Source organism: Halomonas sp. 11-S5 (genome assembly GCF_029889825.1).
GTDB lineage: Bacteria > Pseudomonadota > Gammaproteobacteria > Pseudomonadales > Halomonadaceae > Halomonas.
The window spans coordinates 99,094-124,786 of sequence record NZ_JARANW010000007.1; the positions used below are offsets into that span (position 1 = coordinate 99,094).

25 protein-coding genes and 6 tRNA genes are annotated in these 25,693 nt (G+C 67.5%); 19 read left to right on the forward strand and 12 right to left on the reverse strand.

Annotation, left to right across the window (positions count from 1 at the left end):
• Positions 1 to 88: 88 nt before the first annotated feature.
• Positions 89 to 1,441 carry a magnesium transporter gene (mgtE, locus tag OP497_RS07650; RefSeq protein ID WP_280547609.1) on the reverse strand — a complete coding sequence of 451 codons (1,353 nt, stop codon included), beginning with the start codon at positions 1,439 to 1,441 and terminating at the stop codon, positions 89 to 91.
• Between the two features lie 203 nt (positions 1,442 to 1,644).
• Here mgtE and OP497_RS07655 point away from each other — a divergent pair, with 203 nt between their 5' ends.
• Positions 1,645 to 2,670: a quinone-dependent dihydroorotate dehydrogenase gene (locus OP497_RS07655; protein ID WP_280547610.1), complete on the forward strand. Its 1,026-nt coding sequence runs from the start codon at positions 1,645 to 1,647 to the stop codon at positions 2,668 to 2,670.
• A 102-nt stretch (positions 2,671 to 2,772) separates the two neighbouring features.
• On the opposite strand, the gene rmf is transcribed toward OP497_RS07655, so the two are convergent.
• Positions 2,773 to 2,979 (reverse strand): ribosome modulation factor, encoded by a 207-nt coding sequence (rmf, locus tag OP497_RS07660; RefSeq protein WP_280547611.1) that lies wholly within the window; start codon positions 2,977 to 2,979, stop codon positions 2,773 to 2,775.
• 261 nt (positions 2,980 to 3,240) lie between these two features.
• Here rmf and rlmKL point away from each other — a divergent pair, with 261 nt between their 5' ends.
• Together rlmKL and OP497_RS07670 are read left to right on the forward strand one after the other, a co-directional pair.
• Positions 3,241 to 5,448, forward strand: coding sequence for a bifunctional 23S rRNA (guanine(2069)-N(7))-methyltransferase RlmK/23S rRNA (guanine(2445)-N(2))-methyltransferase RlmL (rlmKL, locus tag OP497_RS07665; RefSeq protein ID WP_280547612.1), 2,208 nt, complete (start codon positions 3,241 to 3,243; stop codon positions 5,446 to 5,448).
• 79 nt (positions 5,449 to 5,527) lie between these two features.
• Positions 5,528 to 5,887: a glutaredoxin family protein gene (locus OP497_RS07670; protein ID WP_280547613.1), complete on the forward strand. Its 360-nt coding sequence runs from the start codon at positions 5,528 to 5,530 to the stop codon at positions 5,885 to 5,887.
• Positions 5,888 to 6,008: 121 nt separating this feature from the next.
• Here the strand turns inward: OP497_RS07670 and OP497_RS07675 are convergent, their stop codons facing one another.
• Complete coding sequence (locus OP497_RS07675) at positions 6,009 to 6,287, reverse strand: hypothetical protein (RefSeq protein ID WP_280547614.1); 279 nt, start codon at positions 6,285 to 6,287, stop codon at positions 6,009 to 6,011.
• A 121-nt stretch (positions 6,288 to 6,408) separates the two neighbouring features.
• Between OP497_RS07675 and pdxB the strand changes: the two genes are divergently transcribed.
• Positions 6,409 to 7,581 carry a 4-phosphoerythronate dehydrogenase PdxB gene (gene pdxB, locus OP497_RS07680; RefSeq protein WP_280547615.1) on the forward strand — a complete coding sequence of 391 codons (1,173 nt, stop codon included), beginning with the start codon at positions 6,409 to 6,411 and terminating at the stop codon, positions 7,579 to 7,581.
• 71 nt (positions 7,582 to 7,652) lie between these two features.
• Here the strand turns inward: pdxB and htpX are convergent, their stop codons facing one another.
• The 4 genes from htpX to msrB all read right to left on the reverse strand — a co-directional run bounded on the left by htpX (position 7,653) and on the right by msrB (position 11,438).
• Positions 7,653 to 8,558 carry a protease HtpX gene (gene htpX / locus OP497_RS07685; RefSeq protein ID WP_280547616.1) on the reverse strand — a complete coding sequence of 302 codons (906 nt, stop codon included), beginning with the start codon at positions 8,556 to 8,558 and terminating at the stop codon, positions 7,653 to 7,655.
• A gap of 121 nt (positions 8,559 to 8,679) precedes the next feature.
• A complete protein-coding gene (locus tag OP497_RS07690) occupies positions 8,680 to 9,909 on the reverse strand; it encodes a pyridoxal phosphate-dependent aminotransferase (RefSeq protein WP_280547617.1) in 1,230 nt (409 codons plus the stop codon).
• Positions 9,910 to 9,985: 76 nt separating this feature from the next.
• A complete protein-coding gene (gene ylqF, locus OP497_RS07695; protein WP_280547618.1) occupies positions 9,986 to 10,945 on the reverse strand; it encodes a ribosome biogenesis GTPase YlqF in 960 nt (319 codons plus the stop codon).
• A gap of 91 nt (positions 10,946 to 11,036) precedes the next feature.
• On the reverse strand, positions 11,037 to 11,438 hold the full coding sequence (msrB, locus tag OP497_RS07700; RefSeq protein ID WP_280547619.1) for a peptide-methionine (R)-S-oxide reductase MsrB: 402 nt from the start codon (positions 11,436 to 11,438) through the stop codon (positions 11,037 to 11,039).
• Positions 11,439 to 11,629: 191 nt separating this feature from the next.
• On the opposite strand from msrB, the gene OP497_RS07705 reads away from it, so the two are divergent.
• The 5 genes from OP497_RS07705 (at position 11,630) to OP497_RS07725 (ending at position 12,159) form a co-directional block, all read left to right on the forward strand.
• Positions 11,630 to 11,705, forward strand: a tRNA-Glu gene (locus tag OP497_RS07705).
• A gap of 23 nt (positions 11,706 to 11,728) precedes the next feature.
• A tRNA-Gly gene (locus OP497_RS07710) sits at positions 11,729 to 11,803 on the forward strand.
• Positions 11,804 to 11,892: 89 nt separating this feature from the next.
• Positions 11,893 to 11,968, forward strand: a tRNA-Glu gene (locus OP497_RS07715).
• Between the two features lie 26 nt (positions 11,969 to 11,994).
• Positions 11,995 to 12,069, forward strand: a tRNA-Gly gene (locus OP497_RS07720).
• A gap of 14 nt (positions 12,070 to 12,083) precedes the next feature.
• A tRNA-Glu gene (locus tag OP497_RS07725) sits at positions 12,084 to 12,159 on the forward strand.
• 48 nt (positions 12,160 to 12,207) lie between these two features.
• Here the strand turns inward: OP497_RS07725 and OP497_RS07730 are convergent.
• Positions 12,208 to 12,774, reverse strand: a complete 567-nt coding sequence (locus OP497_RS07730; RefSeq protein WP_280547620.1) for a YIP1 family protein — start codon at positions 12,772 to 12,774, stop codon at positions 12,208 to 12,210.
• An 86-nt stretch (positions 12,775 to 12,860) separates the two neighbouring features.
• Between OP497_RS07730 and OP497_RS07735 the strand changes: the two genes are divergently transcribed.
• The 7 genes from OP497_RS07735 (at position 12,861) to OP497_RS07765 (ending at position 17,388) form a co-directional block, all read left to right on the forward strand.
• Positions 12,861 to 13,292, forward strand: coding sequence for a helix-turn-helix domain-containing protein (locus OP497_RS07735; RefSeq protein ID WP_280547621.1), 432 nt, complete (start codon positions 12,861 to 12,863; stop codon positions 13,290 to 13,292).
• A 70-nt stretch (positions 13,293 to 13,362) separates the two neighbouring features.
• Entirely contained in the window at positions 13,363 to 14,325 is a 963-nt protein-coding gene (locus OP497_RS07740) for an ABC transporter ATP-binding protein (RefSeq protein ID WP_280547622.1), read from the forward strand.
• Positions 14,322 to 15,095: an ABC transporter permease gene (locus tag OP497_RS07745; protein WP_280547623.1), complete on the forward strand. Its 774-nt coding sequence runs from the start codon at positions 14,322 to 14,324 to the stop codon at positions 15,093 to 15,095. Before OP497_RS07740 ends, OP497_RS07745 begins: the two co-directional genes overlap by 4 nt.
• Positions 15,092 to 15,931 carry an NADPH-dependent 7-cyano-7-deazaguanine reductase QueF gene (queF, locus tag OP497_RS07750; protein ID WP_280547624.1) on the forward strand — a complete coding sequence of 280 codons (840 nt, stop codon included), beginning with the start codon at positions 15,092 to 15,094 and terminating at the stop codon, positions 15,929 to 15,931. Before OP497_RS07745 ends, queF begins: the two co-directional genes overlap by 4 nt.
• A 186-nt stretch (positions 15,932 to 16,117) precedes the next feature.
• Complete coding sequence (locus OP497_RS07755) at positions 16,118 to 16,678, forward strand: nitroreductase family protein (RefSeq protein ID WP_280547625.1); 561 nt, start codon at positions 16,118 to 16,120, stop codon at positions 16,676 to 16,678.
• Positions 16,679 to 16,680: 2 nt separating this feature from the next.
• Positions 16,681 to 17,184 (forward strand): YiiD C-terminal domain-containing protein, encoded by a 504-nt coding sequence (locus tag OP497_RS07760; RefSeq protein ID WP_280547626.1) that lies wholly within the window; start codon positions 16,681 to 16,683, stop codon positions 17,182 to 17,184.
• Positions 17,185 to 17,300: 116 nt separating this feature from the next.
• Positions 17,301 to 17,388, forward strand: a tRNA-Ser gene (locus tag OP497_RS07765).
• A 79-nt stretch (positions 17,389 to 17,467) separates the two neighbouring features.
• Here OP497_RS07765 and OP497_RS07770 read toward each other — a convergent pair.
• On the reverse strand, positions 17,468 to 18,118 hold the full coding sequence (locus OP497_RS07770) for a hypothetical protein (protein WP_280547627.1): 651 nt from the start codon (positions 18,116 to 18,118) through the stop codon (positions 17,468 to 17,470).
• Positions 18,119 to 18,120: 2 nt separating this feature from the next.
• Positions 18,121 to 18,336: a hypothetical protein gene (locus OP497_RS07775; protein WP_280547628.1), complete on the reverse strand. Its 216-nt coding sequence runs from the start codon at positions 18,334 to 18,336 to the stop codon at positions 18,121 to 18,123.
• 476 nt (positions 18,337 to 18,812) lie between these two features.
• Between OP497_RS07775 and OP497_RS07780 the strand changes: the two genes are divergently transcribed.
• Together OP497_RS07780 and OP497_RS07785 are read left to right on the forward strand one after the other, a co-directional pair.
• Entirely contained in the window at positions 18,813 to 19,373 is a 561-nt protein-coding gene (locus tag OP497_RS07780) for a flavin reductase family protein (RefSeq protein WP_280547629.1), read from the forward strand.
• A gap of 162 nt (positions 19,374 to 19,535) precedes the next feature.
• Positions 19,536 to 19,961 carry a DUF3617 family protein gene (locus OP497_RS07785; RefSeq protein ID WP_280547630.1) on the forward strand — a complete coding sequence of 142 codons (426 nt, stop codon included), beginning with the start codon at positions 19,536 to 19,538 and terminating at the stop codon, positions 19,959 to 19,961.
• Positions 19,962 to 20,030: 69 nt separating this feature from the next.
• Here the strand turns inward: OP497_RS07785 and OP497_RS07790 are convergent, their stop codons facing one another.
• Together OP497_RS07790 and OP497_RS07795 are read right to left on the reverse strand one after the other, a co-directional pair.
• The gene (locus OP497_RS07790) at positions 20,031 to 23,144 is read right to left on the reverse strand and encodes an efflux RND transporter permease subunit (RefSeq protein ID WP_280547631.1); all 3,114 of its coding nucleotides are present in this window, start codon (positions 23,142 to 23,144) and stop codon (positions 20,031 to 20,033) included.
• On the reverse strand, positions 23,144 to 24,235 hold the full coding sequence (locus OP497_RS07795; RefSeq protein ID WP_280547632.1) for an efflux RND transporter periplasmic adaptor subunit: 1,092 nt from the start codon (positions 24,233 to 24,235) through the stop codon (positions 23,144 to 23,146). The genes OP497_RS07790 and OP497_RS07795 overlap by 1 nt, the downstream gene beginning before the upstream one ends.
• A 256-nt stretch (positions 24,236 to 24,491) precedes the next feature.
• Between OP497_RS07795 and OP497_RS07800 the strand changes: the two genes are divergently transcribed.
• On the forward strand, positions 24,492 to 25,667 hold the full coding sequence (locus OP497_RS07800; RefSeq protein WP_280547633.1) for an NAD(P)/FAD-dependent oxidoreductase: 1,176 nt from the start codon (positions 24,492 to 24,494) through the stop codon (positions 25,665 to 25,667).
• The last annotated feature ends 26 nt before the right edge of the window (positions 25,668 to 25,693 follow it).

A 25,693-nucleotide genomic window follows, 5' to 3' on the forward strand; every position in this document is an offset into this window, starting at 1 on the left:
CGGTCGGTGTTCTCATGGCCATCAACAACAACCCCCGCCATCGGCGGGGGTTGTTGTTGATAGGGGCAGGTGTCAGACGGGGCAGCGGTCAGAGCAGGAACAGCGTGGCCAGTCCCAGGAACGCCATGAAGCCCACCACGTCGGTCACCGTGGTCAGGATCACCGACCCCGAGAGGGCGGGATCGATACCCGAGCGCTTGAGCATCAGCGGGATGACGATGCCGGCGATGCCGGCGGCCAGCATGTTGATCACGAGTGCCGCGGCGATGATGACGCCGATGGCGATGCTGTCGAACCACAGCACCGCGAGCACGGCCACCACCAGCGACCAGAGCACGCCGTTGAGGGCGGCGATGCCGATCTCCTTGCGCAGCAGCCAGCTGCTGTTGGTGCGACTGATCTGGCCCAGGGCCAGGCCGCGGATCGCCAGGGTCAGGGTCTGGCTGCCGGCGATGCCGCCCATGCTGGCGACGATGGGCATCAGCACCGCGAGGGCCACGATCTTGTCCAGGGCATCCTCGAAGCGGCCGATGACCCAGGAGGCCAGGAAGGCGGTGAGCAGGTTGATGCCCAGCCATACGGCGCGTCGCTTGGCGCTGGGCATCACCGGCGCGAAGAGGTCTTCCTCCTCGTCCAGGCCGGCCATGTTCATCAGCGCCTGCTCGGAGTTCTCGCGGATCACGTCGACGATATCGTCGATGACGATGCGCCCGAGCAGAAGGCCGGTCTCGTCGACCACCGGCGCGGAGACCAGGTCGTGGGTCTGGAAGAGGGTGGCCACGTCACGGGAGTGCATGGTCACCTGGATGCTGTCCACCTCGTGGTCCATCAGGTCGGCGACGGCCATCTCGGGGTCGTTGGACACCAGGCGAGCCAGCGGCAGCACTCCGACGAAAAAGCCGTTGCGGTCGACGACCATCAGCGCATGGGTGTTGTCGGGCACCGTCTCCTTCCAGCGCAGGAAGCGCTTGACCGTCTCCAGGCTGACGTCGGCGCGTACGGCGATGGTGTCGATGCGCATCAGGCGGCCGGCGCTATCCTCCTCGAAGGAGAGCGTCTCCTGCAGCCGGCTGCGCTGCAGCTCGTCCATCGAGCGCAGCATGTCCTCGGCCACCTGCTGGGGCAGGTCCTCGAAGATCTCGGCGAGGTCCGTGGTATCGAGACCCGAGGTGGCGGCCACGATCTCGGCAGGGTCCATGTCATCGAGCAGGGTGCTGCGCACCTCGTCGTGCACGTGAAGCAGGACCTCGCCGTCGACCTCGCCCGGTACCCGCTCCCACAGCTTGATGCGCGCCGCCGGGGGCAGCGACTCCAGCAGCAGGGCGACCTCCGCCGGCTCCAGGTCGGCCAGGACGTCGTCGACGGCATCGAGACGCTCGTCACTCAGCGCCCGGTGAATGCGGGACAGGCGGTCCTCGAGGGTTTCGGTGGTATCGGCCATATGGATCTCCCTGGCTTGTTAGGCTGCACGGCCCACCCGGCCGTGATCGCCGCGACGTTGCCTACAGTAGATCACAGAACTCCCCCTGGCTGCCGCTGCGGGGCCGCAGGTCGTCGGGCGCCTGGCGAGGCGTCGGCGTCGTGTCCCGCCCGCGGCACTGCTATACTCTGCGGCCCCGTCCGCCCCCCTTGCCCGGAGTCGCCATGTATTCGCTCGCCCGTTCGCTGCTGTTTCGCCTGGACGCCGAGACCGCCCACGGAGTCGCCCTGAAGGGGCTCGACCTAGCCGATCGCCTGGGCCTGGCTGAGCGACTCGGCGGCGGGCGGGTCGAGGACCCGGTGGAGCTGATGGGGCTGCGCTTTCCCAACCGAGTGGGCCTGGCCGCCGGGCTGGACAAGAACGCCGACCACCTGGATGCCCTGGGCGCGCTGGGCTTCGGTTTCGTCGAGGTGGGCACGGTGACCCCCCGGCCCCAGGACGGCAACCCCCGGCCGCGGCTGTTCCGCCTGCCCGAGGCCGGCGCCATCATCAACCGCATGGGCTTCAACAATGCCGGGGTGGATCACCTGGTCGCCCGTGTCAGGGCGAGCCGCTACGACGGGGTGATCGGCATCAACATCGGCAAGAACCTTACCACCCCGGTGGAGCAGGCGGTGGACGACTACCTGACCTGCCTGCGCAAGGTACATGGCCAGGCGCACTACATCACGGTGAACCTCTCCTCGCCCAATACCCCGGGGCTGCGCAACCTCCAGTTCGGCGAGCACCTGGATGCGCTGCTCGGTGCCCTGCGCGAGGAGGGGAACCGGCTCGACGCCTCGTCCGGTCGCCGTGTCCCCCTGGCGGTGAAGATCGCCCCCGACATGAGCCCCGAGGAGGTCGGCCTGGTGGCCCGCACCCTCGAGGCGAATGCCATCGACGCGGTGATCGCCACCAACACCACCGTCTCCCGCGAGGCGGTGGCGGGGCTTGTGCATGCCGACGAGCAGGGCGGGCTCTCCGGGCGGCCGGTATTCGAGCCGTCGAACACAGTCATCCGCGAACTGCGCCGCCGGCTTCCCGGCATGCCGATCATCGGCGTGGGCGGCATCGACAGCGGCGAGGCGGCGGTGGCCAAGGTGGCGGCCGGCGCCGACCTGGTGCAGCTCTATTCGGGCTTCATCTATCGCGGGCCGGCGCTGGTGGGGGAGTGTGCCCGGGCGCTGCAGGCCCGTTTCGCCGGGCAGTGAGGGGCCGGCGGGCGGCCACTAAAAAGCCCATGGCATGGCCATGGGCTTGATATGTTCGTCAACACCTCTGACGATGGGCTGATGACCCGGTGAATGCGGGGGTCACATCACCATGGGGTTCTTGTGAATGCCGGAGACTCCCGTCATGCCGGACCATTGATCCCCACGACCTTCACGCCAACCGCTCATCCAGTACTCGCGTAGATTGATTTCCTGACTTGGACAGTCATCGCGGGAACGACCTGAGAGACCCGCCTTGTACCCATGAACATAGGCACGCTGGAAGCGATCACGTTTCTGTCGTTTCATTGGACTACCTCTTGATGAAGGTACCGATCAGAACCCGGTCTCGAGACCGGACTCATGTTGCCCGGGCGACATCGGTCTCTGCGGCAACTCCGTGCTGCACGACGACTCGAGGCCCGCTGACAGAACGCATGCGTCATTCAGTAGCTACTCACTCATTGATAGCCCAGGATGACGACGATTGTCGACCGATGATTTGTAACAAGGCGTTCACTTGCCCGTCACGCCTTCACCCCGGCTAGGCCCCACGCCGATGGATATGTCATGACTGAACTGCACTCCCCTGATTCACTCGATCTTCTGGCCACCTGCCCGCGGGGCATCGAGCTGCTGCTGGCCGACGAGCTGGCCGCCCTGGGTGCCGTCCCCGGCAAGACCACGGTGGCCGGGGTCCACCTGCGCGCGAGCCTCGAGAGCGCCTACCGCATCTGCCTCTGGTCGCGGCTGGCCAACCGGCTGGTGCTCTGCCTGGCGCAGGAGGAGGGCATCGAGACCCCCGAGGCGCTGCGTGCCGCCGCCGCGGCCATCGACTGGCGGCGCCACCTCGCGCCGGGCGCGACCCTGGCGGTGGACTTCCACGGCCGCGCCGAGGCGATCCGCCACACCCGCTTCGGTGCGCAGACCGTCAAGGACGGCGTGGTCGACCGCCTCCATGCCGAGGGCCGGCCGCGGCCCGACGTCGATACCCGGCAGCCGGACCTGCGCCTCTATGCCCACCTGCACCGTGGACGGCTGACCCTGGGCGTGGACCTCTCGGGCGACAGCCTCCACCGCCGTGGCTATCGCCGCGACGTGGGCCATGCGCCACTCAAGGAGAACCTGGCCGCTGCCCTGCTGGTGCGCGCCGGCTGGCCGGCGCTGGCCCGGGAGTGGGCACCGCTGGTCGACCCGCTGTGCGGTGCCGGCACCCTGCTGATCGAGGCCGCCCTGATGGCCGCCGACATCGCCCCCGGCCTCGCCCGGGAGCGCTTCGGCTTTCACGGCTGGGTCGGCCACGACGAGCGCTGCTGGCGGGAGCTCAAGCGCGAGGCCGAGGCACGGGCCAGCATCGGGCGCAAGCGCTGCCGCTCGCGGCTTTACGGCGTCGACGAGAGCCCCCCGGCACTGGCCGCGGCGAAGGCCAACGCCATGCGTGCCGGCGTGCCGGCGCTGATCGAGCTCGAGGGGGCCTCCCTGGCCGGGCTCGCGCGCCCCGAGGGGCTGCCCGACACTCACCGCGGGCTGGTGATCACCAACCCGCCCTACGGCGAGCGCCTCGGCGAGCTTCCCGAACTGGTGCGCCTCTACGGCCAGCTCGGCGAGCGGGTCAAGCAGGCCTTCCCTGGCTGGCAGCTGGCGGTCTTTACCGCCAACCCTGACCTCGGACATCGCATCGGGCTGCGAGCCCACAAGCAGTACTCGCTGCGCAACGGCCCGCTGGAGGCGAAGCTGCTGCTGATGGCGATTCCCGAGGCGGAGGAGTCGCCCTCCGGGGAGGCCGTCTCCGCGCGCTCCGAGGGGGCGCAGATGTTCGCCAACCGCCTGGAGAAGAACCGCCGGCGGCTGAAGAAGTGGCTGAAGAAGAGCGGCGAGAGCTGCTACCGGCTCTATGATGCCGACATGCCCGAGTATGCCCTGGCCATCGACCTCTACGGCGACCGGGTGCACGTCCAGGAGTATGCGGCACCGAAAACCGTCGATGCCGCCCAGGCCCAGAAGCGGCTGTTCGAGGCGCTGGGCGTGATTCCCGACGTGCTCGGTGTCGACCCCGGTAAGGTCGTGGTCAAGCGTCGCGAGCGACAGAGCGGCAAGGCGCAGTACCACAAGCAGGCGGCCAGTGGTGAGCGCTTCGAGGTGCACGAGGGTCGGGCGCGGCTGTGGGTCAACCTGCGCGACTACCTGGACACCGGCCTGTTTCTCGACCATCGCCCGGTACGGCGCCTGCTTGGCGAGATGGCCCCCGGCAAGCGTTTCCTCAACCTCTTCTGCTATACCGGGGCCGCCACGGTTCAGGCCGCCCTGGGGTCACAGAAAGAGGGCACGGAGCCGGCCGGCGGGGCCAGCGAGAGCGTCAGCGTCGACCTCTCCAACACCTACCTGGAGTGGGCCCGGGACAACTTCGCCCTCAACCGGCTCGACCCGGGACGCCATCGGGTGGTGCGCGACGACTGCCTGCGCTGGTTGGAGACCGCCGGCGGCGAGTTCGACCTGATCTTCCTGGATCCGCCAACATTCTCCAATTCCAAGAAGATGGCCGATACCCTGGATGTCCAGCGCGACCACGGCCGCTTGGTGCGCCTGGCCATGGCGCGCCTGGCGCCGGGGGGGACCCTGGTATTCTCCAACAACCAGCGGCGCTTCACGCTGGATGCGGACCTCGCCGAGCCGTTCCGGGTGGAGGATATCTCGGCGAAGACGTTCGATCCTGACTTTCAACGCCGCCCCGACCTGCACCATGTGTTCCTGATCCGCCACCGGGAGGCCTCGGCATGAAGCGTTCGATCCACTCTCTCTCCGGCCAGCGTCGCCCGGACCTGCACCACGGCTTCCTGATCCGTCATCGGGAGGCGTCGTGATTCGGTTGAGCCTCTACACCACCCTGGGCTGTCATCTCTGCGAGCAGCTGGAGGCGTTGCTCGTGACTCTCTGCGCCGTGCCGTATCGGCTGGAGCGGGTCGAGATCAGCGAGGACGAGGGGCTGGTCGCGCGCTACGGGGTCCGTATCCCGGTCCTGGTGGACGAGGCGGGGCAGGAGCTGGATCGCGGCATGGAGCCCGACCGCCTGGCCGACTGGCTGGCGGCCAGGGGCTGGCTGGACGAGACGGCCTGGCAGCAGCTGCAGAAGCCGCTCAGTGGCGAGACGTCGCCCGGGGTGACGAAGAGGGCGGCGAAGGGCGCGACCCTGCGCGGCGGCCGGCGCTATCTGGGATGACCCGGGCTGCGCCCGGAGCTGGAAGCCGGAAGAGCGGCGCTTCGCGCCTGGAAGCTTGAAGAAGTACCTTGTCGGCGGATGAGTCGGCAGTAAGCTGCCTTTCCAGCTTCCAGCTTCCAGCTTAAGGCTCCAGCAGCGAGAGCTGGCTGACGGCGTCGCGTCCCTCGGCGCTCTCGTCCTCCACTTCCAGCACCTTGCGAAAGCCCCGCGAGGACAGGATGGTGGTCTCGTCGGCCAGCCACATCATCGCCTGGACGTGGTCATCGGCCAGGCGATGCTTCAGGCCGCCGAATTGGGTGCCGATCTGCCCCCAGGCACGGCTGAAGATCCAGTCGCCGAACATGTCCCGATGGACATGCACCAGCACATAGTCATGGTCGGTTTCCCAGCGGACGATCACGGCAGCTCCCGAGGTGGAGGGCGCCGCAGGCCGCGGCGCGCGAGTGGCATTTGGCGCTATTGTAAGGGCTTGGGCACACTGAACAAGTCGTATCACCAGCCAACCGGGAGTCAGTTCAGCCATGAAAATCGTCGTCGACGCCAACGTGCCCGCCGCGCAGACCTGCTTCGGGGAACTGGGCGAGGTGATCCGCCTACCGGGGCGCGAGATCGATGCCGACGCGCTGCGCGAGGCCGATGCCCTGGTGGTGCGCTCCATCACCCGCGTCGACGAGGCCCTGCTGGCCCGTGCTTCCCGGCTGCGCTTCGTCGGCACCTGCACCATCGGCACCGATCACGTGGACGAGCGGGCCCTGGCCGAGCGGGCCATCGCCTTCGCCAGCGCCCCGGGCTGCAATGCCGAGGCGGTGGTGGACTACGTGCTGGGCAGCCTGGCGACCCTGGCCGAGCGCCAGGGCTGGCGGCTGGCCGAGTGCCGCGTGGGCATCGTCGGCGTGGGCAACGTGGGCGGGCGACTGCTCGAGCGTCTCTCGGCGATGGGCGTCGACTGCCTGGCCTGCGATCCGCCCAGGGTTGAAGCAGAGAGCGTCGAGGCGGAAGGCGCCGAGGGGCTGGCCGGCTTCGTAGAGCTCGACACCCTGATCGGCGAATGCGACGTGCTCTGCCTGCATACCCCGCTGGTGACCGAGGGGCCTCACCCCACGCACCACCTGCTCGATGCCCAGCGTATCGCCGCCCTGGCCCCGGGCAGCGTGCTGCTCAACGCCGGACGCGGCGATTGCGTGGATGGCCAGGCGCTGCGACAGCGGCTGGCGGGGCAGGGCGATGTCACCGCGGTGCTCGATGTCTGGGCGCACGAGCCCGCCATCGACAGCGGCCTGGCGGATCTCGCCGCCATCGCCACGCCGCATGTCGCCGGCTACAGCTTGGACGGCAAGCTGCGCGGCACCCACCGGATCTATCGCGCCCTGGCCCAGCATGCCGGCCTGCCGGCGCGCCTGACGTTGGCCGACCTCGCGCCCCCGCCCCCCGTCACGCGTCTGGTCCTGGACGGCGGCCTTGGCCCCGAGGAGGCGCTACGCCTGTGCCTGCGCAGCGTGTATGACGTGCGGCGTGACCACGACAGCCTGTACCGCGAGGCGCGTCGCCAGGGCATGGCGAAGGGCTTCGATGCCTGCCGGGCGGGCTACCCGCTGCGTCGGGAGTTCGCGACCCTCGACATCGAGCTTCGCGAGGGGGCATGGGAGCTCGCGCCGCTGCTGAGAGGCGCAGGCTTCCGGGTCGCCATCGCCTGACGACGATGGGGCGACAAACGACAGCGGGCCCGCCGGTTGGCGGGCCCGCTTGCGTATTGGCTGGCAGGGGGTTACTGCCGGTAGGCCGCTTCCTTCAACGCACGGATGCGATCATCCAGTGGCGGGTGGCTGGCGAACAGCTTCTCCATCAGTGAGCGCGTCTGGCCCTTGGTGATGGCCATGGCCCGCAGGGTGTCCGGCATCTGGTCCGGCATCTCGGTCTCGGCCTTGAGGCGGGCCAGGGCATTGATCATGGCCCCGCTGCCGGCAAGGTGGGCGCCGGCGCTGTCCGCACGATACTCCCGGAAGCGCGAGAACCATGCGACGATCGCCGAGGCGATCAGCCCGAAGACGATTTCGGCGACGATTACCACCGCGAAGTAGCCCATGAAGCCCAGGCCCCCCTCGCCGTCGCTGCGGCTCCTCATGAAGCCGTCGACCAGCTGGGCGACCACCCGCGCAAAGAACATCACGAAGGTGTTGAGCACGCCCTGGATCAGCGCCAGGGTGACCATGTCGCCGTTGGCCACGTGGCCGATCTCGTGGGCCAGCACCGCGCGCACCTCTTCCGGGCGCATGCGGTTGAGCAGGCCGGCGGAGACCGCCACCAGGGCGTCGTCCTTGTTCCAGCCAGTGGCGAAGGCGTTGGATTGCTGGGCCGGGAAGATGCCCACTTCCGGCGTCTTGATGCCGGCCTCGCGGGCCAGTTCCGCCACGGTATCCACCAGCCACTTCTCGGTGGCGTTGGAGGGCGACTCGATGATCACGGTGCCGGTGCTGCGCTTGGCCATCCACTTGGAGATGAACAGCGAGACCATGGATCCGGCCATGCCGAAGATGAAGCAGAAGATCAGCAGGGCATTGAAGTTCATGCCCTGTTCGGTCAGGTAGCCCTCCACCCCCAGCAGGCGCAGGGTGATGCTGGCCACCACGATCACGGCCAGGTTGGTGCCCAGGAAGAGCAGGATTCTCATCATTGCCGGCAATCTCCAGTCGTCGGGAAGGGGGCGCCGCGCTGCGCGGCCTGCACAAGCTGTTGCTTAGATACGCGCTTGCCCGCCGGGTTTCAAGCGGCGGGCAGCAGGGCATGCCCCCGGCCTACTGGCGGTAGCGCGACAGGAAGCGGGCGAAACGGTCCAGGGCGTCCTCGAGCTGGTTGGCCCAGGGCAGGGTGACGATGCGCACATGGTCGGGGTTGGGCCAGTTGAAGGCCGTGCCCTGCACCAGCAGGATCTTCTCCTGCAGCAGCAGGTCGAGCACCAGCTGCTGGTCGTCCCGGATGTTGAACACCTTGGGGTCGAGTCGCGGGAAGGCGTAGAGGGCTCCCTTGGGTCGGGTGCAGCTGACCCCGGGGATGGCATTGAGCTTCTCGACGGTGATGTCGCGCTGGGCTAGCAGACGTCCACCGGGCAGGATCAGGTCGTTGATCGACTGGTAGCCGCCCAGGGCGGTCTGGATGGCGTGCTGGGCCGGGACGTTGGCGCACAGGCGCATCGAGGCCAGCATGGTCAGCCCCTGGATGAAGTCCTCGGCACGCTGCTTGGCGATCTGGCCCGAGAGGATCATCCAGCCCGAGCGGAAACCGGCGCAGCGGTAGCTCTTGGAGAGCCCGTTCATGGTCACCACCAGCTGGTCCTCGCCGGCCAGCGCCCCGGTGGAGACATGCTCGACCCCGTCGTAGAGGATCTTGTCGTAGATCTCATCGGAGAACACCACCAGGTCGTGTTCCCGGGCGATCTCCAGCAGCTCGCGCACCACCGCCGGCGGGTAGACGGCGCCGGTGGGATTGTTGGGGTTGATGATCACGATCGCCCGGGTGTGGGCGGTGAGCTTGGCGCGGATGTCGGCCATGTCCGGCGCCCAGTCGGCCTGCTCGTCGCACAGGTAGTGCACGGCATGGCCGCCAGAGAGGTTGGCCGCCGCGGTCCACAGCGGGTAGTCCGGGGCCGGGATCAGCACCTCGTCGCCATCGTTGAGCAGCGCCTGCATGGTCATGACGATCAGCTCGGAGACGCCGTTGCCGATGTAGATGTCCTCGATGCCGACGCCGGGAATCTCCTTGCGTTGGCACTCCTGCATGATCGCCTTGCGCGCTGAGTAGAGCCCCTTGGAGTCGCAGTAACCCTGGGCAGTGGGCAGGTTGCGCATCACGTCCTGGAGGATCTCCTCCGGCGCCTCGAAGCCGAAGGGGGCGGGGTTGCCGATGTTCAGCTTGAGGACGCGCTGGCCTTCCTCTTCCAGCCGCTTGGCGTGCTCGAGCACCGGTCCGCGGATGTCGTAGCAGACGTTCTCGAGCTTGTGCGATTTCCTGATCGGGGGAGTGTCCATGGGCGCTGAGATCCAGTGATGTCGGTGTGCCGCCTCTGCCGGGGCGGGCGTCGTCTCGGGGCATTGATGCCGGTGATTATGCGGGCTCGGCACCGCTGCCACCAACTGCGTCGGTGGCGTCGGGCTCGGGCGGGATGTCCGCCGGCGTCTCCAGGGTCAACCGGCCCAGCTTGCCGTCACGCAGTTCGTGGAGCAGCACCTCGGCACCGCGGTGCAGGTCGACCTCGCCACCGGGGCGCAGCCCGCCACGCTTGGCGGCGATCTCGGCGAGTATCGCATGGCCGTCGAAGCCGGCCAGCGCGAGCAGGTCGATCCGCACCGGGCCATCGGACTCGACCCGGTCGGCCTCGGGGTGGGGGGCGTACTCGGGCAGGGTCTTGAGCTTGTAGCGTGCCTTGAGGGCCTCGGGGTAGCGCCTGGCCAGTTCGGCGGCGGCGACCACGGCGACCTCCACGTAGTCGATGGCGGTGTCACGGATGGCGCCGCTGGCGGCCAGGCGATGGGCGCTGGCCTGGTCCTCGATCTTGGGCCACAGCACCCCGGGGGTATCGATCAGTGCCACGCGGCCGCCGATGCGCACCTTCTGCTGGCGCTTGGTCACCGCCGGCTCGTTGCCGGTCTTGGCGATGGTGCGCCCGGCCAGGCCGTTGATCAGGGTCGACTTGCCCACGTTGGGAATGCCCATGACCATCACCCGCACGTCGCGGTCCGCACGTACCTGGCCGGCCAGCTCATGGCAAAGTTTGGGAATGCGCTTGAGCTCGCGCGCCTGGGTGGTGGTCACCGCCAGGGCCCGCGTGTCGTCCTGGGCGTCGAAGAAGGCCGTCCACTCGCGGGTACGCTCGGGGTCGGCCAGGTCGGCCCGTGAGAGGATCTTCAATACCGGCTTGTGGCGGGTCAGCTCGGCCAGCATGGGGTTGGCGCTGGAGTAGGGCAGGCGGGCGTCGAGCACCTCGATCACCACGTCGATCTCCGGCAGCGCCTCGAGGATCTGCCGGCGCGCCTTGTTCATGTGTCCCGGGTACCAGCCGAGCATCGCGCCTCTCCTGCATGAGCATGTATGAAAACGGCCGCCCATCATAGCAGATGGCCGGCCGTGTCAGGGGCGGGCGGTGGCGGGCCGGGGTCTACTCCCCGGCGTGGAACTGGATCGCCACCGAATTGATGCAGTAGCGCAGCCCGGTGGTCGCCTGCGGGCCATCGGGGAACACATGGCCGAGATGGGCGTCGCAGCGTGCGCAGGTCACCTCGTTGCGCTGCATGCCCTGGCTGGTATCGGTCTGTTCCGTCACGCAGCCCGGGGTGAAGGGGCGGTCGAAGCTGGGCCAGCCGCAGCCGGCGTCGAACTTGTGCTCGTTCTCGAACAGCGGGGCGTTGCAGCAGACGCAGTGGTAGATGCCGTGCTCGTCACTCACGTGGTAGCGGCCGCTGAAGGGCGGCTCGGTGCCTTTCTCGCGGGTGACGCGGTACTGTTCTGGCGTCAGCTGCTGCTGCCATTCGGCATCGCTCTTCTGGATCTTGCTGCGCATGGCCTCTCTCCTCGTCATGGAGCCGGGTGCAGGCCCGGCACGCGTCACCTCCATTCTGACATCAACACGGGCGGGTGTTTCCAGTTGCGCGGCAGGATCGGCAACGCGATATCAACGCCCGGCGATACCCGCTTGACAGCTTCCCGGGTGCTGGGTAATATTCGCCGCACCTCGACGAGGCGAGACATTGCGTCCCATTCGTCTAGTGGTCCAGGACACCGCCCTTTCACGGCGGTAACAGGGGTTCGAACCCCCTATGGGACGCCACTCGACTCATCAGGTACCGGAGTGCGGGAATAGCTCAGTGGTAGAGCATCGCCTTGCCAAGGCGAGGGTCGCGAGTTCGAATCTCGTTTCCCGCTCCATTTGAATTGGGTAGCGTATTTGATCAGGCCAAGGCTCGGCTCACGAGCTGGAGCGCCAGCCCGGTCAAATCTCGTTTCCCGCTCCATGTGTCCCATTCGTCTAGTGGTCCAGGACACCGCCCTTTCACGGCGGTAACAGGGGTTCGAACCCCCTATGGGACGCCACTTCCGGTATTGACAGCGCGAGACCTGCGGGAATAGCTCAGTGGTAGAGCATCGCCTTGCCAAGGCGAGGGTCGCGAGTTCGAATCTCGTTTCCCGCTCCAAGCAGCACCAATACGTCCCATTCGTCTAGTGGCCTAGGACACCGCCCTTTCACGGCGGTAACAGGGGTTCGAACCCCCTATGGGACGCCACTTCGTAAGCATGTCACTCCCTTCCTGCCATCGCTCCAGGTGGGCGGATCAGTATGCCCAGACCGCGGCCATCAGCACGCCCCACGCCAGTACGCCGGCCGCCATGATGGTATAGGTCGCCGACTGGGCCACCATGTCGTCATCCCCGCGTCGACACAGCCCCTGCAGGCCGTGGTAGATCAGGCTGCATGAGATACCCAGAGCCACCAGCACGGCCAGCGCATTGAGCAGCAGGCTGGGGACGAACAGCACCAGCGAGGCGCTCCACAGCGGCAGCGGGGCCATGGCGGCCAGCAGGTAGGCATCGTGGTAGTCGATCGACAGTTCCTCCTGGCCGTTGACCACGGCGTGGATCAGCCAGCCCATGACGAAGAAGGTCAGCAACTCGGCCAGGAAGAGGATGGTGGTAATGAAGCGCCAGGGGCGTTCGGCGAAGCCGGTGACGAAGCCGTCACCGTAGTGGGTGCCGGCGTAGTAGAGCATCAGCGGGGGGAGCAGCGACATCGGCAGGACCACCAGCCAGGCCAGGCTCGGGATCGGGATCCGCCGCTGCTGGAGCTCCTTCCAGCCCGTAGTGCGCGAGAAGGGCAGGCGGAAGAGGGTTATGGCATTCATGGGGCACCTCGTGGTCAGGCTCGGTGTTTTGTATCATGTTATGATACGTATTAGTCCTCGTGTTGCCCGCTGTCAAGGAGTCCACCATGTCCCGAGACCTCGATCCGTGCCCCGAGCCCCTGACCAAGCAGGACTTCGAGCGCCTGTCGCACTTCCGTTACCGGCTGCGCTGCTTCCTGCGCCAGGGCGAGGACATCTGTCGTGACCATGGCCTCACCCCCTTGCAGTATCAGTTGCTGCTGCATCTGAAGGGCTTCGCGGGGCGCGAGTGGGCGAGCGTGGGGGAGCTGGCCGAGCGGCTGCAGGCCAAGCACCATGGCACCGTGGCTCTGGTCGGGCGCTGCGAGGAGGCGGGCCTGGTGGAGCGCCGCCCCGGGCGGGCGGATCGGCGCCGCATGGAGGTGCACCTGCTGGCCAGGGGCGCCGACCTGGCCGAGCGCATCGCGGCCCTGCACCAGCCCGAGCTTCGCCACCTGCAGGAGGAGTTCTCGCTGCCGGGCTGGGAGGGCGAACCTTGAAGTTTCCCGGGCCATCCCCATCTCACGGGGTTCTCGCGACGACTTCCATTTCTCTCTGACGGGATCGCACATGGCCGAACCGGCACTGTCCATCCGTGGCCTGACCAAGGTCTATGGCAATGGCTTCCAGGCCCTGAAGGGCATCGACCTCGACGTCGCCGAAGGCGACTTCTATGCCCTGCTCGGGCCCAATGGCGCCGGCAAGTCGACCATCCTGGGCGTGGTCTGCTCGCTGGTGCAGAAGACGGCGGGCCGCGTCGCGATCTTCGGTACCGATATCGACCGGGATTTCGCCCGTGCCAAGTACCACCTCGGCGTGGTGCCTCAGGAGTTCAACTTCAGCCAGTTCGAGAAGGTCATCGATATCGTGTTGGCCCAGGCCGGCTACTACGGCATGTCGCGTCGCGAGGCACTGCCGCGGGCCGAGGAACTGCTCCGCGACCTGAGTCTGTGGGACAAGCGCAACGGCAGCGCCCGCATGCTCTCCGGCGGCATGAAGCGCCGGCTGATGATCGCCCGCGCGCTGATGCATCGCCCGAGGCTGCTGATCCTCGACGAGCCCACCGCCGGCGTGGACATCGAGCTGCGCCGCAGCATGTGGGAGTACATGCGCCGCATCAATCGCGACGAGGGCACCACCATCATCCTCACCACCCACTACCTCGAAGAGGCCGAGAGCCTCTGCCGCCGCGTGGGCATCATCAACCACGGCGAGATCATCCGGGACACCAGCGTGCGGCAGCTGCTCGCCGAGCTCGATACCGAGACCTTCCTGTTCGACCTCGCCCATCCGGTGGAGGCGGCCCCCGAGGTCGAGGGCTTCGAGATCAACCGCGTGGACGATGCCCAGCTGGCGGTGGTGGTGCATCGCGGCCAGCGCCTCAACGACGTCTTCGCGGCGCTCAGCGAGCAGGGCATGCAGGTGATGTCGATGCGCAACCGCGCCAACCGGCTCGAGGAGATGTTTGTCTCCATGGTGGAGCAGGGTAACAGCAACAAGGCGGCGGCCGAGGCAACGGAGGCGCGCGCATGAATCCGACCCAGATCGCCATCGCCCTCTGGACCCTGGTGCACAAGGAGGTCAAGCGCTTCACGCGGATCTGGCCGCAGACCCTGCTGCCGCCGTCGATCACCATGACCATGTACTTTATCATCTTCGGCAACCTGATCGGCTCGCGGATCGGCGAGATGGATGGCTACAGCTACATGGACTTCATCGTCCCGGGGCTGATCATGATGGCGGTGATCACCAACAGCTACTCCAACGTGGCATCATCCTTCTTCTCGAACAAGTTCCAGCGCTCCATCGAGGAGATGATGGTCTCGCCGATGCCCAACTGGGTGATCCTCACCGGCTTCGTGCTGGGCGGCATGGCCCGCGGCCTCGGCGTGGGGCTGATCGTCACCGGGGTGTCGCTGTTCTTCACCCGGCTCGAGGTCGCGCACCCGCTGCTGACGGTGTTCGTGGTGGTGCTTACCGCGGCGCTGTTCGCCATCGGCGGCTTCATCAACGCCCTGCTAGGCAAGAAGTTCGACGACATCTCCATCGTGCCGACCTTCATTCTCACGCCCTTGACCTATCTGGGCGGGGTGTTCTATTCCATCTCGCTGTTGCCGAGCTTCTGGCAGGGCGTGTCGATGCTCAATCCCATCCTCTACATGGTCAACGTCTTCCGCTACGGTTTCCTCGGCGTCTCGGACATCCCCGTGGGCTGGGCGCTGGCCGCTATCCTGGCTTTCATCAGCGTGCTCTTCGGGCTGGCGCTGTGGATGCTGGAGCATGGCAAGGGGATTCGCTCATGAGCCACCATCGTCCCGACACCCTCGCGCATGCCCCCCTGGGGCGCGAGGCCGCCTACCCGGCGCACTATGACGCCGGGCTGCTCTTTCCCATCCCCCGCGCCGCCAATCGCGCGCCGCTGGGCATCGAGGAGGGCGCACTGCCCTTCGTCGGCGAGGACGAGTGGCACGCCTTCGAGGTCTCCTGGCTCAATGCTCGCGGCAAGCCGCGGGTCGCCGTGGCGCGCTTCCGCCTGCCGGCAGACTCGCCGAACCTGATCGAGTCGAAGTCCTGGAAGCTCTACCTCAATAGCTTCAACCAGACTCGCGTCGAGAGTCGCCAGGCGGTCATCGATATCCTGGAGCACGACCTGGCGGTGGCCGCCGGTGCGCCGGTCTCCGTCGTGCTGTTCGACATCGACGACGAGGCGCTCTCGCCGCGTCGCCTGCCCGGCGAATACCTGGACGACCTGGACATCGAGGTCACGGACTACACGCCCAGCGCCGAGCACCTGCGAGTGAGCGATGAGGCGATCGTCGAGGAGACGCTTCACTCCCACCTGCTGAAGTCCAACTGCCCGGTCACCGGCCAGCCCGACTGGGGCAGCGTGCTGATTCGCTACCGGGGCCAACGACTCGATCGCGAGGGGCTCTTGCGCTACCTGATCGGCTATCGCCAGCACCAGGACTTCCACGAGCACTGCGTGGAGCACATCTTCATGGACCTGATGGCCCGCGCCCGGCCGCAGCGACTGCTGGTGCTGGCCCGCTATGTGCGCCGCGGCGGGCTGGACATCAGCCCCTGGCGTGCCACCCCCGGCGAGCGCCCGCCCGAGCCGCTGCGGCTGGCGCGGCAGTAGCCGCTTGGGTAGGCTTGGTCTGAAAAGTCGGCGAGCGAAGGTCAGACAAGGCAAAAAATGGCGAAAAGACGGAGTTTACGCGGTGTAAATGAGTACTTTGAGCCAATTTTTAACGCCGTATGGCCGAGCGCAGGCAGTTTTCGGACTTAGCCTCGAGTGCCGCTAGAACCTGAACAGGAGAGCAACATGGATGCGATGACGCTGCTGCACGAACGCAGCTCCATGGGCAAGCTAATGGGCCCGCCGCCGAGCCCCGAGCAGCTGGAGGCGATCTACCGGGCGGCCCTGCGGGCGCCGGATCACAAGGAGCTGCGTCCCTGGCGCTTCATCGAGTTCTCCGGCGAGGGCCTCTCGCGTCTCGGCGAGCTGTTCGCCGAGGCGGAGTTCCGCGAGGATCCCCACGTGGGCGACGCGGCCCTCGACGCGGCGCGCAAGAAGCCGCGGCGCGCTCCGATGATCATCGCGGTGATCGCCAAGATCACGCCCGATATCCCCAAGGTGCCGAAGATCGAACAGGTGATCTCCGCCGGCTGTGCAGCCCACGGCATCCTGCTCGCCGCCCACGCCCAGGGGCTCGGCGCCATGTGGCGCAGCGGCAAGTACGCCTTCGACCCCACGGTGCGCAAGGGCCTGGGGCTTGGCGAGGAGGACGAGGTGGTGGCCTTCCTCTACCTGGGCACGCTGGGTGGTCGCCACAAGCCGCTGCCGGAGCATGACATCGAGGCCTTCGTGGAGCGCTGGGACTGAGTATGCGACAGATCGGCGTTCCCCACCCGCGTTTGCCGCTGCCTGCCGCCGGCGGCGAGGACGACATGGCCACGTTTCTCGCCTGGCTGGGCGAGGCGATCCCCATGGTCCCCTCACTGGGCATCCGCGAAATGACCCGTGATGGCGATTGCCTGGCCTGGTCCCTCTCGCTCACCCCCAGCCTGAATGACAAGGGCACCGGCTTCGGCGGCGCTCTTACCGCCCAGACGACCCTGCTGGGCTGGTGCTGGACTACCCTCTGGCTGCGTCGCCGCGGTCTCGCCCGGGACGTGGTGGTGGCCGAGGCCAATCAGCGTTTCATGGCCCCGGTGACCGGCGACTATTGCCTGACCTGCGAGCCCGAAGCAGCCGACGGGCCCGCCGCCCTGGCCGAGCGATTGGAGCAGCGCGGCAAGGGGCGCATCGCCCTGGTTCAGCGGCTCTGGTGCGGCGACACCCTCTGCCTGGAAGCACGCGGTGATTATGCCGTGCTGCCCGCGAGCTGAGCGGGTGATCAAGGGAAAACGGCTTGCAATCGCGCACTTAAGTCGATAAGCTGTGCGCCGTTCTGGAGGAGAAGGCACGGCGCAGCCGAGGTCGCTCGAATCGAGAATCACAATGCGGAGGGGTGTCCGAGCGGTCGAAGGAGCGCGCCTGGAAAGCGCGTAAGCCGAAAGGCTTCGAGGGTTCGAATCCCTCCCCCTCCGCCACGAATATCGAAAGAGCCGCTGAGACATCAGCGGCTCTTTCTATTTCCGGGATATTTCCCCTCCCGTTCAGCCCTTGAGCCTACTCATCGTCCTTCACGAACCGATCCGGCAGGTTCTCGTCGCTGCCTGCCAGCCCGAAGGTGGCGCGTGGCGGATCGAAGCCCTCCTGTTCGCCGATCACCTCGCCCGTTGTCGAGATGACGATGCTGCGCTTCTCCGCGTAGCAGTAGTGGTAGCGCTTGATCTCGCCCCAGGTGACCAGCTTGCCGCCGCTCTCCTGCATGTGGTCGCGGGCCTTCTGGCAGGCGGCAGCCAGACGTTCCTCCCATGGCAGGCGCCAGAAGCCGAGCGGGAACGTCAGCCGGCGGAAGTGCTCGGTGAAGGCCATGGCGAAGATCGGCGTGCCGGGGCCGCGCACATAGTCGGTATCGGCGAACAGCCAATGGCGAAAGGCCGCGCGGTCCTCGGCGAGTCGCTTCTCCAGGGTCTCGATGGCGGCCAGGGAGTCGGCCCCGTCAAGGCCCGCGCAGTGGCAGAGTGCCTCGAGAAAGCCGCGCTCGCCGTAGCGGGCGTCCCGATGCGTCTTCTCCAGGCCGAGATAGGGGCTCGCCCGAATGGCGTGCAGCTGCGCCAGGGCCGTCTCGTCGGCCGTCGTGTAGCCCATGCCATGGAGCACATCGGCGTCCGCCAGGTGCTGGGTTCTAAGGAGCAGTTCCTGTTGCAGGTTCATGGTCACGACCTCCCCGCCAGCGTATGGGACCTGCGGGCGGCAGGGAGAGAGCCCCGTGATGCGCGCTGCGCACCGAGAATGGCGGCATTGCGAAGCTCCGGGCGCACGATGTCGTCCTGGTCGAGCAGGGCGGCGAGCGTTTCGCCCCCTAATGCGGAAGAGCTGTCGGTCTCGGCAGCCTTTGCCTGGTGGTGATGACCGGTGGTGAGGTGCGTCATGATCGTCTCCATTTCCCCTGTGATGCCTCGGAAGGTGTGGTTCGGCAAGCGCCGACCCAGGGGAGTGGAGTCGCACGCCGCTTTAGCTGCATTTCTATCCCGCCCGCAAGTTGGTGCTTAAATCGGCGGAGACCCGAAGGCCAGACAACAAAAAACCCGCTTTGCATGTGCTAAAGCGGGCCTCCGGCGTCGCTTTAGCGGCATTTGTAGAGCGCCCGCAAGCTGAGTCTCAAATCGGCGCTTTGAAAACGATAGCCAGCCAGGCCATGGGGTGTCAATACCGGCTCGCATAGAGACCGACCCTGGGGTGGGCCTGCTTGGCCTGCTCGATGGCATTGATGGCCTGCTGCAGGACGTGGGCATCGAGTTGACCACTGGCAGGGTCGTGCCTTGGTGGCCAGACTGTAGCGGGGGAGGGCCGACGGAGAAGGGCGCCGGGGCGGGTGTTCTCGTTTCCAAACCAGGGAGAGAAACCGATGCGTGATGATGTCGATATGGTCGATGTGCCGCTGGACCGGGTGCGCCGTTACCTCGAGCCGGGCCCCATCGTGCTGGTCTCCTCGGCCTGGCAGGGTGAGCGCAACATCATGACCCTGGGCTGGCATACCGTGATGGCCTTCTCGCCTTCCCTGGTCGGCTGCGTCATCTCCTCCGGCAATCACAGCTTCGACCTGGTGCGCCGCAGCGGGACCTGCGTCATCAACCTGCCGACCACGGCCTTGACCGACGAGGTGATCGGCTGCGGCAACAGCAGCGGCGCCGAGATCGACAAGTTCGATCATTTCGGCCTGACGGCGTCGCCGGCGAGGGCCGTGGAGGCGCCGCTGATCGAGGAGTGCCATGCCCATTTCGAGTGCCGGCTCGTCGACGACAGCCTGGTCGACCGCCATGACTTCTTCATCTGGGAGGTGGTGGCGGCTCGTGCCCGGGCGACGCCCGCCTATCCCGAGACGCTGCACTACACCGGTGACGGCGTCTTCATGGTCGCCGGCGAGATCATCGACCGGCGCAGCCAGTTCCTGCCGCAGATGCTGTGAGGCTACTCGGCCGCCGGCAGGTTCCGCTCCGGCATTAAGTATCGGTCCCACGCCATCGTCTGTCCCGAGCGGGGCCGGATTGGGGGACGGGCGTCGATTGGGCTATGCTGGGCGCCATGCCGAGGGCGTGGCATACCACCCATCATCAGGGAGAGTTCCCGCATGTCATTCCGTCCCCTTCTTGCCGGCCTGCTGCTGGCGCTGCCGCTGGCGGCCGTTGCCGAATCCCCCAACATCGAGCCGGGCCAGTGGGAGTTCACCAGCACCACCTCGGTGCGGGGTGACCTGCCGATCCCCGACCAGACCGAGACCCACCAGGAGTGCATCGCCCAGGGCGATATCGACGATGAGGAGTTCAGCTTCATCGAGGAGGAAGAGGGCTGCGAGCTGCTCGCGCACCAGGTCACGGTCGACGGCCTGGATTACCGCATGGTCTGCCGTGCCGAGGGCGGTGAGGCCAACATCGTCGGCCGCATGGACTTCCTCGGCGAGCGCGTCGAGGGCAACGTCGATATCCTTGTCGACTCGCCCGCGGGCGAGATCAACATGACCACGAGCATGGAGGGGCGGCGCATCGGCGACTGCTGAACCGTCATTCCGGCATCAACGACGAAGGCCACCCCCGGGGTGGCTTTCGTCGTCTGAGTGCTCGCCTGGTCAGTAGCCGGCGGGCGTCTCACCCATCTCCCGCTCCAGGCGGCGGGCCACGTCGCCCGGTGAGCCGGTGCGCCGCGCCAGCAGGTCGTAGGCCACCGGGACGACGACGAGGGTGAAGAGGGTGGCGGCGGCCAGGCCGCAGAGGATCACGGTGCCGATCACCAGCCGGGTCTCGGCGCCGGCGCCGCTGGAGACGATCAGCGGCACGGCGCCGGCCATGGTGGTCACCGCGGTCATCACGATGGGGCGCAGCCGCGTCACGGCGGCCTCCACCAGCGCCTCGTGGAAGTCCATGCCCTGGTCGCGTAGCTGGTTGGCGAACTCCACGATCAGGATGCCGTTCTTGGCGGCGAGCCCGACCAGCATCACCAGCCCCACCTGGCTGTAGATGTTCAGCGACTGTCCGGTGAGGTAGAGCCCCAGCAGGGCACCGCAGATCGCCAGGGGCACGGTGAGCATGATCACGAAGGGGTGCACGAAGCTCTCGAACTGCCCGGCCAGTACCAGGAAGACCACCAGGATGCCCAGCCCCAGCAGGAAGCCGGTGGCGCCGCTGGCCTCCTGGTAGTCCCGGGAGGCGCCCTTGAGGTCGGTCTGGGCCTCGGGCGGCAGGATCTCGTCCACCGTGGCCTCCAGGTACGCCAGTGCCTCGCCGAGCGGATAGCCGCTTTCCAGGTCGGCCTGCAGGGTGATGGCGCGCAGGCGGTTGAAACGGTTGAGGGTGCTGGGTCCGGCGAAGTCGCGCAGTGTCACCAGGTTGCCCAGGGGAATCAGCTCGCCGGTGCGCTGCGAGCGGACCCGGATGTTCTCCAGGGCGGAAGGGCTGGGTCGGGCACCGGGTTCCCCCTCGAGGATCACGTCGTACTCTTCGCCGTCGTCCACGTAACGGGTCACGCTGCGCCCGCCCAGCAGTGTCTCCAGGGTTCGGCCGATCTCCGTGACGGTGACCCCCAGAGCGGCGGCGCGGGGGTAGTCGATGTCCACGCGCAGCTGGGGCTGGTTCTCCTCGTAGTCGCTGTCCAGGCCGGTCAGGCGCGGATTGTCCGCGCGGATGTGCGCCATCAGGGTATCGCGCCACTCGGCCAGTTGCTCATAGGTGCCGCCGCCCAGCACGAACTGCACGGGCTTCTCGACGCTTGCCCCGAAGCCCTGGCGCATGACCGGGAAGGCACGCACGCCGGGCAGGTCGCCGAGCGTCTGGCGGACCTCGTCCATGATCGCCCAGGCCGATCGCCGGCTGCCCCAGTCGGCCAGGTTGACGATCACGAAGCCGCCGTTGAAGTTCTCGATGTTGCCCCAGCCGCGCGGCGCGCGGACCACCACGCGCTCGATCTCCCCGGTGTCGACCATGGGCAGCAGCCGGGCCTCGATCTCGTCCATGTAGTCGAGCATGTAGTCGTAGGTGGCGCCGGGCGGTCCGTTGACCAGCACCCAGAAGTTGCCGCGATCCTCCCGGGGGGTGTACTCGTTGGGCAGCTCGCCATTCAGCCATACCATGCCGCCGATGATGCCGAGAAACAGCGCCAGTACCAGCAGGCGCAGCCTGAGGACCCGCTCGAGCAGCCGGCGGTAGACGCAGCGCGAGTGTTCCAGCACCCACTGCACGGCGTGGGCCAGGCGACCCTCGTGCATGTCGGCCTTGAGGATCTTGGAGGCCATCATCGGCGTCAGGGTCAGCGCCAGCAGGCTGGAGATGGCCACGGCCGCGGCGAGCGTCAGGGCGAACTCCGAGAAGAGCCGGCCGATGTCGCCCTGCAGGAAGCTCAGCGGCACGAACACCGCGATCAGCACCAGGGTGGTGGCGATCACCGCGAAGGCGATCTGGCGGGTGCCGCGGAAGGCCGCCACCAGCGGCGTCTCGCCGTGGTCGTGCATGCGCCGGTGGATATTCTCCAGCACCACGATAGCATCGTCGACGATCAGCCCGATGGCCAGCACCAGCGCCAGCAGGGTCAGCAGGTTGAGGGTGAAGCCCATCACTGCCAGGGCGGCGAAGGTGCCGATCAGGGCGATGGGTACCGTGACCCCGGGGATCAGGGTGGTGCGCAGGTTGCCGAGGAACAGGAAGATCGCCACCACCACCAGGCCCATGGCGATGAACAGGGTCTGCACCACCTGGGTGATGGCGCCCTGCACGAACACCGAGGAGTCGAAGTTCAGCGAGAGCGACATGCCCTCGGGCAGGCTGTCCTGCACGCGCGCCATCTCGGCCTGGACCCCCTCGGAGATCTCCAGCACATTGGCGGTGGACTGCTTCATCATGCCCAGCCCCACCATGGGCGTCCCGTTGCCGCGGAAGATGGTGCGCTCCTCCACGGCACCGATCTCCACCCGGGCCACATCGCCCAGGCGCACCAGGTAGCCGTCGCGGCCCTGGTCGAGGACCAGGCGGCGGAAATCCGCGGGGGTGGCGAAGTTGCGCGGCAGGCGCACGATGAACTGGCGCTCGCGCGACTCGATGGCCCCGCCGGGCAGCTCGACGTTCTCGGCGCGCAGGGTATCCTCCACGTCGCCGGCGGTCAGGTCGCGGGCCGCCAGGGCATCGGCATTCAGCCACACCCGCATGGCGTACTCGCGTCCCCCGCCGACGCGGACCTGGGAGACCCCGGGGAGCACCGAGAAGCGGTCCACCAGGTAGCGGTTGGCATAGTCGGTGAGTTCGGCCATGGAGAAGCCCGCACCGGACAGCGACAGCCAGATCACCACATCGGAGCTGGAATCAGCCTTCTGCACCTCCGGCGGGTCCGCTTCCTCGGGCAGGTTGTCCAGCGAGCCCGAGATGCGGTCGCGGATGTCGTTGGCGGCTGCGTCGATGTCCATGTCCAGGCCGAACTCCACGCGGATGCTGGAGCGGCCGTCCTCGCTGGAGGAGGAGATCACCTCGATGCCGGAGACGCCGGAGATGCGATCTTCCAGCACCTGGGTGATGCGTGTCTCGACCACGCTGGCCGAGGCACCGGGGTAGCGGGTGTCGATACCGACCACCGGCGGGTCGATGGAGGGGTATTCCTGCAGCGGCAGGCGCTGCAGGGCGAGCAGCCCGAAGGCCACGATCAGCGCGGCCAGCACCACCGCCAACACCGGTCGCTGGACGGAAACGTCGGAGAGGCGCATCAGCCGTTGGCCTCTGCATCGTCACGCCCGCGGCGCAGCAGCTCAGGGATGCTGGTGTCGTCATCGAGGACCCCCAGCAGGCGGGTGGGCTGGCCGTCGCGGACCCGCTCGGTGCCATGGGCGACTACCAGCTCACCGGCCGCGAGTCCCTCGAGCACCTCCACCTGGCCCTCACGGCGGGCACCGATCACCACCTGGCGCCGTTCGACCCGGTACTGGTCCGTCTCGTCCAGCACCAGCACGAACTGACGTTCGCCCTGGGGGATCAACGCCGACTCGGGCATCACCAGGGTCTCCCGCGGGGCGCGCTCGACCACGACCCGCATCAGCATGCCGGGCCGCAGGCGGTGATCGGGATTGTCGAGCGCGGCGCGCACCGTGACGCTGCGGCTGACCGGGTCGACGCGCGCGCCGATGGTGGCGATCTCGCCCGCGAAGGTGGTGTCGGGATAGGCTCCGCTGGTGGCGGTCAATGGCAGGCCGGGCGCCACCTGGCCCAGGGCGAGCTCGGGCAGGGTGAAGTCGAGCTTCATGATGTCCAGCTTGTCCAGGGTGACCAGCTCCGTGCCCGGGGAGACGAGGGCACCGACGCTGACATTGCGAAAGCCCACCACGCCGTCGAAGGGGGCCTCGATGCGATAGTCGGCCAGCCGGGCCTCCAGGGCCTGGATCTGCGCCTCGGCCTGGCGCAACCGCGCCCGGGCATCCTCCACGTCGGCCCGCGGCGCCAGGTTGCGACTCTGCAGCTGTGCCAGGCGGTTCACCGCATTGCGGCGCTCGTCACGCAGCGCCTGGGCGGCCCGCAGGTCGGCCTGGGCCTCGTCATCGGTCAGTCGCACCAGCAGCTGGCCGGCCTCGACGGTCTCGCCATCGCGGAAGTTCAGCTCGCGGATGGTGTCGGTGACGGTGGCCGAGAGCGTCACGCTCTCGTCGGCGTGCAGGGTGCCCAGGGCCTCGAGGGGATCGGACCAGGCCGCCAGGCTGGCACGGGCGGCGATCACCGCGGTGGGCTGCTGGGCAGCCAGCATCGGCGAAAGCATCAAGGCTGCCAGGCCGAGCAGCAGGAGCAGGCGAGGTCGCGATGGAATCATGGAGGGGTCGTTCTTGTCGGTGAGCGGTGAGCGGGCGTCCGGTCCGTCGGGTCGCTTCCCTGAAGCCTAAACGCCTGGGAGGGGAAGAGTGTGACAATATTGCACAAGCGTTCGAGGGCCTTTTGACTGTACAAGACATGTACAGTTTTGGGAAGTCTGGAAGGCGGCCTGGCGCCGCCGCGACACCGGTCGGCGACGCGGCGACGGACTGCTAGAATGCGCGGCCTGGATCGATTCCCCGCGGGAGAGCAAGGTCGTGACATACGATGTGGTAGTGATCGGCGCCGGTGCCGCCGGGCTGATGTGTGCGCTGACCGCCGGCTACGCCGGACGGCGGGTGCTGGTGGTCGACCATGCCAACAAGGCGGGCAAGAAGATCCTGATGTCCGGCGGGGGGCGCTGCAACTTCACCCACCTGGCCTCGGGGCCGGCGAACTTCTATTCCGAGAATCCCTCTTTCTGCATTTCGGCGCTCAAGCGCTACCGCCCCGAGCATTTCGTCGAACTGGTGGATCGCCACGGCGTGGCGTACGTGGAAAAGACCCCGGGGCAGCTGTTCTGCGCCGACTCCTCGAAGGAGATTCTCCGGGTGCTGCTCACCGAATGCGACTGGGCCGGTGTCGATGTGCGCCTGAAGACCGCCGTCGAGGGCGTCGAACGGCGCGGGGAGGGCATGCGGCTGGCGACCTCGCTGGGGCCCATCGACTGCGGGGCCCTGGTGGTGGCGACCGGGGGGCTGTCGATCCCCACCATGGGGGCCAGTGGCTTCGGCTATGACATCGCCCGCCAGTTCGGACTGGCGGTCACCGAGACCCGGGCCGCCCTGGTGCCCTTCACCCTGACCTCGCAGTGGAAGGCGCGGGCCGAGGCACTGGCCGGGGTCAGCTGCGAGGTGGCGGCGACTTGCCGCGGGAAAACCTACCGCGAGCCGCTGCTCTTCACCCATCGCGGGCTCTCGGGGCCTGCCATGCTGCAGATCTCCAGTGTCTGGCAGCCCGGGGACACCCTGTCCATCGACCTGTTGCCGGGGTTCGATGCCTTCGAGGCGCTGTGCCGCGCCCGGCGCGAGACGCCCAAGCGGCGGCTTTCCACCTGGCTGGGGGAGCATCTGCCGAAGCGCCTGGCTCAGGCGCTGGTCGAGTGGCATGACGACGACCGGGTGCTCGCCGAGTATGGTAACGCTCGCTTTCAGGCCTGGGCCGAGGTCCTCCACGCCTGGCGGGTCAAGCCCGCCGGCACGGAGGGCTGGCGGACCGCCGAGGTGACGATGGGGGGCGTGGATACCTCAGCGATTTCGTCGCAGGACTTTTCGGTCAAGGAACTGCCCCAGCTGCGCTTCATTGGCGAGGTGCTTGACGTCACCGGCGAGCTCGGTGGCCACAACTTCCAGTGGGCTTGGGCCTCGGGGGTGGCCTGCGGTAATTCGCTATAGCCTCCCTCGTCACCAGCGAATGCGGG

What these genes read in the sequence shown, in the direction of transcription:
- queF (WP_280547624.1), top strand. Translation starts at nt 15,092, where the DNA reads ATGAGCCACCATCGTCCCGACACCCTCGCGCATGCCCCCCTGGGGCGC.
- rmf (WP_280547611.1), bottom strand. Translation starts at nt 2,979, where the DNA reads ATGAAACGACAGAAACGTGATCGCTTCCAGCGTGCCTATGTTCATGGG.
- OP497_RS07730 (WP_280547620.1), bottom strand. Translation starts at nt 12,774, where the DNA reads ATGAATGCCATAACCCTCTTCCGCCTGCCCTTCTCGCGCACTACGGGC.
- rlmKL (WP_280547612.1), top strand. Translation starts at nt 3,241, where the DNA reads ATGACTGAACTGCACTCCCCTGATTCACTCGATCTTCTGGCCACCTGC.
- ylqF (WP_280547618.1), bottom strand. Translation starts at nt 10,945, where the DNA reads ATGCTCGGCTGGTACCCGGGACACATGAACAAGGCGCGCCGGCAGATC.
- mgtE (WP_280547609.1), bottom strand. Translation starts at nt 1,441, where the DNA reads ATGGCCGATACCACCGAAACCCTCGAGGACCGCCTGTCCCGCATTCAC.
- OP497_RS07740 (WP_280547622.1), top strand. Translation starts at nt 13,363, where the DNA reads ATGGCCGAACCGGCACTGTCCATCCGTGGCCTGACCAAGGTCTATGGC.
- OP497_RS07785 (WP_280547630.1), top strand. Translation starts at nt 19,536, where the DNA reads ATGTCATTCCGTCCCCTTCTTGCCGGCCTGCTGCTGGCGCTGCCGCTG.
- OP497_RS07690 (WP_280547617.1), bottom strand. Translation starts at nt 9,909, where the DNA reads ATGGACACTCCCCCGATCAGGAAATCGCACAAGCTCGAGAACGTCTGC.
- OP497_RS07790 (WP_280547631.1), bottom strand. Translation starts at nt 23,144, where the DNA reads ATGCGCCTCTCCGACGTTTCCGTCCAGCGACCGGTGTTGGCGGTGGTG.
- OP497_RS07795 (WP_280547632.1), bottom strand. Translation starts at nt 24,235, where the DNA reads ATGATTCCATCGCGACCTCGCCTGCTCCTGCTGCTCGGCCTGGCAGCC.
- OP497_RS07760 (WP_280547626.1), top strand. Translation starts at nt 16,681, where the DNA reads ATGCGACAGATCGGCGTTCCCCACCCGCGTTTGCCGCTGCCTGCCGCC.
- htpX (WP_280547616.1), bottom strand. Translation starts at nt 8,558, where the DNA reads ATGATGAGAATCCTGCTCTTCCTGGGCACCAACCTGGCCGTGATCGTG.
- OP497_RS07755 (WP_280547625.1), top strand. Translation starts at nt 16,118, where the DNA reads ATGGATGCGATGACGCTGCTGCACGAACGCAGCTCCATGGGCAAGCTA.
- msrB (WP_280547619.1), bottom strand. Translation starts at nt 11,438, where the DNA reads ATGCGCAGCAAGATCCAGAAGAGCGATGCCGAATGGCAGCAGCAGCTG.
- OP497_RS07745 (WP_280547623.1), top strand. Translation starts at nt 14,322, where the DNA reads ATGAATCCGACCCAGATCGCCATCGCCCTCTGGACCCTGGTGCACAAG.
- OP497_RS07780 (WP_280547629.1), top strand. Translation starts at nt 18,813, where the DNA reads ATGCGTGATGATGTCGATATGGTCGATGTGCCGCTGGACCGGGTGCGC.
- OP497_RS07735 (WP_280547621.1), top strand. Translation starts at nt 12,861, where the DNA reads ATGTCCCGAGACCTCGATCCGTGCCCCGAGCCCCTGACCAAGCAGGAC.
- OP497_RS07775 (WP_280547628.1), bottom strand. Translation starts at nt 18,336, where the DNA reads ATGACGCACCTCACCACCGGTCATCACCACCAGGCAAAGGCTGCCGAG.
- pdxB (WP_280547615.1), top strand. Translation starts at nt 6,409, where the DNA reads ATGAAAATCGTCGTCGACGCCAACGTGCCCGCCGCGCAGACCTGCTTC.
- OP497_RS07770 (WP_280547627.1), bottom strand. Translation starts at nt 18,118, where the DNA reads ATGAACCTGCAACAGGAACTGCTCCTTAGAACCCAGCACCTGGCGGAC.
- OP497_RS07655 (WP_280547610.1), top strand. Translation starts at nt 1,645, where the DNA reads ATGTATTCGCTCGCCCGTTCGCTGCTGTTTCGCCTGGACGCCGAGACC.